Source organism: Bradyrhizobium sp. P2_E8, assembly GCF_056403875.1.
Genome location: NZ_JBFUES010000466.1, coordinates 1 through 5,730, shown reverse-complemented (window position 1 = coordinate 5,730; position 5,730 = coordinate 1). Strand labels below are relative to the sequence as shown.

Here is a 5,730-nt window from a genome sequence, read left to right as displayed (position 1 = left end):
TCGGGCTTCAGCCAGTGCACGTCCCGGGTCTTCTTCGGCGCGTTCTTGCCGCCGAACGGGCTGTCCTTGGCCTCCATGGCCTTAAGGGACGGCATGATGCGCTTGACCTTGTCGGCGCCGAAACCGGTACCGACCATACCGACGAAGGCGAGGTGATCGCCACGATGCACACCGGCCATCAGCGAGCGGAATTTGCCGTTGGTGGTCTTCCAGCCGCCGATCACGACCTCATGCCCGGCCCGGCATTTTGCCTTGATCCAGCTCTCCGTCCGCCCCGATCGGTACGGCGCGTCCAGCTTCTTCGACACCACGCCTTCAAGCTCGAGCTTGCAGGCCGATTGCAGCACGGCGTCGCCGCCGCTCTCGAAATGCTCGACATAGCGGATCTGGTTCGATTTCCGCTTGCGCTGCTCCAGCAATTCCCTGAGCCGCGCCTTGCGCTCCCCGAGCGGAAGGCGACGATAGTCGCGGCTATCGGCGAACAGGAGATCGAAGGCAAAGAAGATGAGGTCCTCGGTCTTGCCATCCGACAGCGCGGCCTGGAGCGAGGAAAAGTTCGGCGCGCCATTGTGGTCGAGCGCGACGATCTCGCCGTCGATCATGGCCTCCGGCAGCGCGTTCGCCTCCTTCGCGATGGAGGCGAACTTGTCGGTCCAGTCGAGACCCTTGCGAGTCTTCAGCGTCGCCTTGCCGTCCTCGATACGGAGCTGGACGCGGTAGCCGTCGAACTTGATCTCGTGGCACCAGCCGTCGCCGGCCGGCGGACGCTCGACCGGCGTGCAGAGCTGCGGCGCGACGAAATCCGGCATCTCCGAGACCGTTTTGGCATTCGCAGCGGTCGTGGCTCTCTTCTTTGCAGCCTTGCCGGCCTTCAATGCCGCGCGTGGCGCCGGCGCGACGGTCCGCCCCTTCGTCTCCTCGACGCGGTTGGACTGCCACACCGCATCGGCCTTGCTCTTGGTGCCCTTCGCCAGCATGAACGGCTTTGGCGCGCGGCCTTTGCCTTCGGCGATCTGCGCCATTGCGCGGCCGGAGGCGACCGACTTGTCCTCGGCAAGGATGTCCTCGCTCTCACGGGCATATTCGTCGCGATGCTTGATCAGCAGCCAGTTGGTGCGCTTGCCGCCATCGCGATCGTTGCGCATGCGGACCAGCACCCAGCTTCCGTGCAGCTTCTCGCCGTGCAGCGTGAACTTCAGGTCACCTTTCTTGAAGCCACGTTCGGGGTCCTCGGCCTCCCAGGTGCCGCGGTCCCACAGCATGACCGTGCCGCCGCCATATTGCCCTTCCGGAATCGTTCCTTCGAAATCGCCATAGTCGAGCGGATGGTCCTCGACCTCGACCGCCAGCCGCTTGTCGTGCGGATCGAGCGAGGGCCCCTTCGTCACCGCCCAGGACTTGAAGACGCCATCGAACTCGAGCCGGAAATCGTAGTGCAGCCGGGTGGCGTCATGCTTCTGGATCACGAAACGCCGCTGTTTCGAGGAGGCTACCGCGGCCTCGCCGGAGGGCTCGGGCGTCTTCTCGAAGTCCCGCTTCTGTCGATAGGTGGAGAGTTTTCGCAGCACGACCGGTCCCGCATTTCTTTCGGCTTCGAGCCTATCACGGCAAAAGTCCCACCCGGAACCAAAACCCGACGGGCCGGTTGGAGTTCCAAAATGCCTTGAAAACGCTGGAGAATGGAATGGCCCCCCGCGCCTATTGGAAGGGAACGTTGAAGCTGTCGCTGGTCAATTGCCCGGTCGTGCTCTATCCCGCAACGACCGCCGCCGAGAAGACCCGGTTTCACATGATCAACCGCGAGACGGGCAATCGCCTCAAGCAGCAAATGATCGATTCGGAAACCGGCGACGTCGTCGAGGATGGCGAGAAGGCCCGCGGCTACGAGCTGCGCAAGGGCAAATATGTCGAGATCGAGAAGGAGGAGCTCGAGGCGGTCCAGATCGAGAGCAACCACACCATCGACATCGAGAGCTTCGTCCCCCGGGACGAGATCGACAGGCGCTATCTCAATCACCCCTATTACGTCGCCCCTGACGGCAAGGCCGCGCTCGACGCCTTCGCCGTGATCCGCGATGCCATGAAGGACGAGGAGCGCGTGGCGCTCGCAAAAATCGTGCTTACCAACCGCGAGCACATCATCGCGATCGAGCCGCTCGGCAAGGGCCTGCTCGGCACCACGCTACGCTTCCCTTATGAGCTCCGCGACGAGGACCAGTTCTTCGACGACATCAAGAGCCCGAAGATCACCAAGGACATGGTCGAGCTCGCCGGTCACATCCTGCACACCAAGGCTGCGCATTTCGATCCGAGCAAGTTCAAGGACGAATACGAGACCGCGCTGAAGGCGCTGGTGAAGCGGAAGGCGAGCGGCAAAACAATCGAGCCGCCGGAGCCGGAGGAGCGGCCTAGCAATGTCGTCAGCCTGATGGATGCGCTGAAGCAGAGCCTGAAGGGGCGCGGGGGAGGACGGACGTCGGCCAAACCGCATGGGCGGCGGACGACAGGGCGGCATCGCAGCGCGAAGAAGACGCATAGGTCTGCGGCAAGGCATCGCAAGGCGAGCTAATTGCTCGGTCATTGCGAGCGCAGCGAAGCAATCTAGAATCTTTCCGCGGAGACAGCCTGGATTGCTTCGCTACGCTCGCAATGACGATGTTGATGCAGGCTCGCCACAATATCAGTCGTCATGCCCGGGCTTGTCCCGGGTGTCCACGTCTATCCCGCGCGCAGAGGGCGCGGATGGCCGGGTCGAGCCCGGCCATGACGAGTGTGCCCCAAGCGAGCCCCGCGCATTGCTGCTCGACCRCCTAATCCCCCGCCTTCAGGCGGTACCCGATCCCCGTCTCCGTCAACACATATTGCGGACGTTCCGGATCGGCCTCGATCTTCTGGCGGAGCTGGCGGACATAGACGCGCAGATATTGCGCATCGGTCAGCTCGTCCCAGAGCTCCTTGAGCAGGAAGCGGTGGGTCAGCACTTTGCCGGCGTGTTGCACCAGCACGCGCAGGAGATCATACTCCTTCGGCGACAACTTCACCTCGCGCTCGCCGACCTTGACGATGCGGCGGACGAGATCGACGGAGAGGTCGCCGGTGCGAAACACCGGGCGCTCGCCCTGGACCTGGAGCTGGTGCCGCAGCGCGGCGCGCAGGCGCGCCAGCAGCTCGTCCATGCCGAACGGCTTGGTCAGGTAGTCGTCAGCGCCGAGATCGAGCGCCTGCACCTTGCCCGCCTCGTCGCCCCGGCTCGACAGCACCACGATCGGCACGGCCTCGTTGCGGGCCCGGATGGTGCGGAGCAGCTCGTGCCCCTGGATGTCGGGCAGGCCGAGATCGAGGATGATCAGTGCCGGCTCCTCGGTGAGCTTTTCCAGCGCAATCTTGCCGTTGGACGCTTCCAGGATCTCATAGCCCTGCGTCGTCAGTCCCATCCGCAGCAATTTGCGGATCGGGGGTTCGTCGTCGATGACCAGAACCTTGATCGGGGCGGCACTCATGCGGCGGTATCCAATGCGTGGGTCTGTGCCGGAACGGGCAGACGGATGGTGAGGACCGCGCCGCTCCGGTCGCTGCGGTTGGCGGCCGAGATCGTGCCGTGCATTGCCTCGACGAAACCACGGGAGATGGCGAGGCCGAGCCCGGTGCCGGGACGGACGTGATCGCCCTTCTGCACGCGATAGAATTTGTCGAACACGCTCTCGACCTCGTCCGGCGGAATACCGCTGCCCTCGTCCGCGATCTGGAGCACCACTTGATCTCGCTCGCGCTGGCTCTTGATGGAGATCGTCGTCTCTGCCGGCGAATACTTCGCGGCGTTGTCGAGCAGGTTGAACAGCACCTGCTCGAACAGCACGGCGTCGAGCTGCAGCATCGGCAGATCGGCGGCCAGCACCAGCTCAACCTTGTGCGCGGTCAGGATCTTGGCTGCCCGCCGGAGCGCGCTGCCGACGATCTCGCCGAGATCGTGCAGCGCCGTGTTGGGCACGATGGCGCCGGATTCAAGTTTCGTCATGTCGAGCAGATTGGCGATGAAACGGTTGAGCCGCTCGGATTCGTCGATCACGGTGGCCAGCAGGTCGCGCTTCTCGGTGTCGGACAGCGCGCCGGCAAGATCGCGCATGGTGGAGGCCGCCCCCAGCACGGAGGCGAGCGGCGTCTTCAGATCATGCGAGATCGACGTCAGCAGCGCCGAGCGCAGCCGCTCGGATTCGACGGTGCGCTTGACGCGGTCCATGTCCTCGACCAGCAGCACGCGCTCGATCGCGAGCGCGCCCTGGTCGACCAGCGCATCCAGCAGCCGGCGCTGGTCCGGCGTCAGCAGCGGGCCGGTGCGGTCGTTGTCGATGCCGATCACCCCGATCGGGCCGCGTCCGGTGCGCATCGGCAGGAACAGCCGTTTTGCACCCGGCAGCGTATCGGAGCCGCGGCCGGCCGGGCGATCATTGCTCCAGGCCCAGTTGGCGGCGGCAAGGTCCGCCTGATCGAGCTGGTCCTCCGGCGGATAGCCGGACTTCACCGTGAGCAGCCCGTCCTCCGGCAACAACAGCACCACGCGAACCTTCAGCATCAGCGCGATCTGATAGGCGGTCGCCCACAAGACATCGTCGAGCGTGGCCGTGCCGGCGAGCTTGCGGCTGAAAGCATAAAGCTGCTCGGTGGTCCTGATGCGGCCGATCGCGGTGTCGGCCTGTGTGCGCACGCGCGCGGCGACGTTTGAGACGATCATCGCCACCACCATGAACAGCACGAAGGCGGCGACGTTGGTCGGATCGGTGATCGTGAAGGTGTAGATCGGCGGCAGGAAGAAGAAATTATAGAACAGCGAGGCCGCGACCGTGGCAAGCAGCGACGGCCACAGGCCATAGCGGACCGCGACCGCCACCACCGCCGTGAGCAGCACGAGGTCCACGTTCTCGATGCCGAACCGGGGCTGGATCAGCTCGGCGGCGCCGAGACCGACCAGCACGATGCCGAGCGCCTTCAGATACGGCAGCGGATTGAACGGCTCCGTCCGCGCCGCGGTTTGCACCGCGGTCTTGGGCGCCGCCTCGCCCGGCACATCGTCGCCGGCGATGACATGAACCGTGATATTGCCGGCACGGCGCACCAGGTCATGCACGACGGAGCCGCGCGTGATCTCGAACCAGCGCGAGCGCGTCGACTTGCCGATCACGATCTGCGTGACGTTGTTGCCTTGTGCGAAATTGACGACGTCGTCGGCGATGCGGCGGCCGACGGCAGGAATCGTCAGCGCCTCGCCGCCCAGCGATTCCGCCAGCCGCAGCGTATCGGCGAGCCGGTCGCGCTCGTCGTCGGAAAGCTGGAGCGAGCGCCGGGTCTCGATCGAGATCGCGGTGAACGGCGCGTGCAGCCGGTCGGCCAGCCGCTTGGTATAGCGCACGAGGCCAGCGGCGCGCGGGTCATCGCTGACACAGACGAGAATGCGCTCGCCTGCGGCCCAGGGACCGGCGATGGCGTTCGCCTGCATGTGGGTGAGGAGCTGCTCGTCGACCCGCTCGGCCGTGCGACGCAGCGCGAGTTCGCGCAGCGCGGTGAGATTGCCCGGCGAAAAATAGTGTTCCAGTGCCCGCTCGGCCTGCTTCGGGACGTAGACCTTGCCCTCCCTCAGCCGCTGGATCAGATCGTCGGGCGTGAGGTCGATCAGCTCGATCGCATCGGCGCGGTCGAAGATCGAATCCGGCACCGTCTCGCGCACCCGGACATGGG

4 protein-coding genes are annotated in these 5,730 nt (G+C 65.1%); 1 reads left to right on the top strand and 3 read right to left on the bottom strand.

The features are described from left to right. Positions 1–1,568: non-homologous end-joining DNA ligase (gene ligD, locus AC1D00_RS23775; RefSeq protein ID WP_477012328.1), on the bottom strand; the 1,568-nt coding region annotated here is incomplete at its 3' end. Between the two features lie 116 nt (positions 1,569–1,684). Between ligD and ku the strand changes: the two genes are divergently transcribed. Next, entirely contained in the window at positions 1,685–2,569 is an 885-nt protein-coding gene (ku, locus tag AC1D00_RS23770; RefSeq protein WP_477012327.1) for a non-homologous end joining protein Ku, read from the top strand. Positions 2,570–2,810: 241 nt separating this feature from the next. Here ku and AC1D00_RS23765 read toward each other — a convergent pair whose 3' ends face one another. Together AC1D00_RS23765 and AC1D00_RS23760 are read right to left on the bottom strand one after the other, a co-directional pair. Then, on the bottom strand, positions 2,811–3,500 hold the full coding sequence (locus tag AC1D00_RS23765; RefSeq protein WP_135175669.1) for a response regulator: 690 nt from the start codon (positions 3,498–3,500) through the stop codon (positions 2,811–2,813). Then, positions 3,497–5,730: DUF4118 domain-containing protein (locus tag AC1D00_RS23760; RefSeq protein WP_477012326.1), on the bottom strand; the 2,234-nt coding region annotated here is incomplete at its 5' end. The genes AC1D00_RS23760 and AC1D00_RS23765, both read right to left, overlap by 4 nt.

Bases quoted from the DNA above. Each gene is read 5' to 3' on its own strand.
- AC1D00_RS23765 (WP_135175669.1), bottom strand. From the start codon at position 3,500: ATGAGTGCCGCCCCGATCAAGGTTCTGGTCATCGACGACGAACCCCCG.
- ku (WP_477012327.1), top strand. From the start codon at position 1,685: ATGGCCCCCCGCGCCTATTGGAAGGGAACGTTGAAGCTGTCGCTGGTC.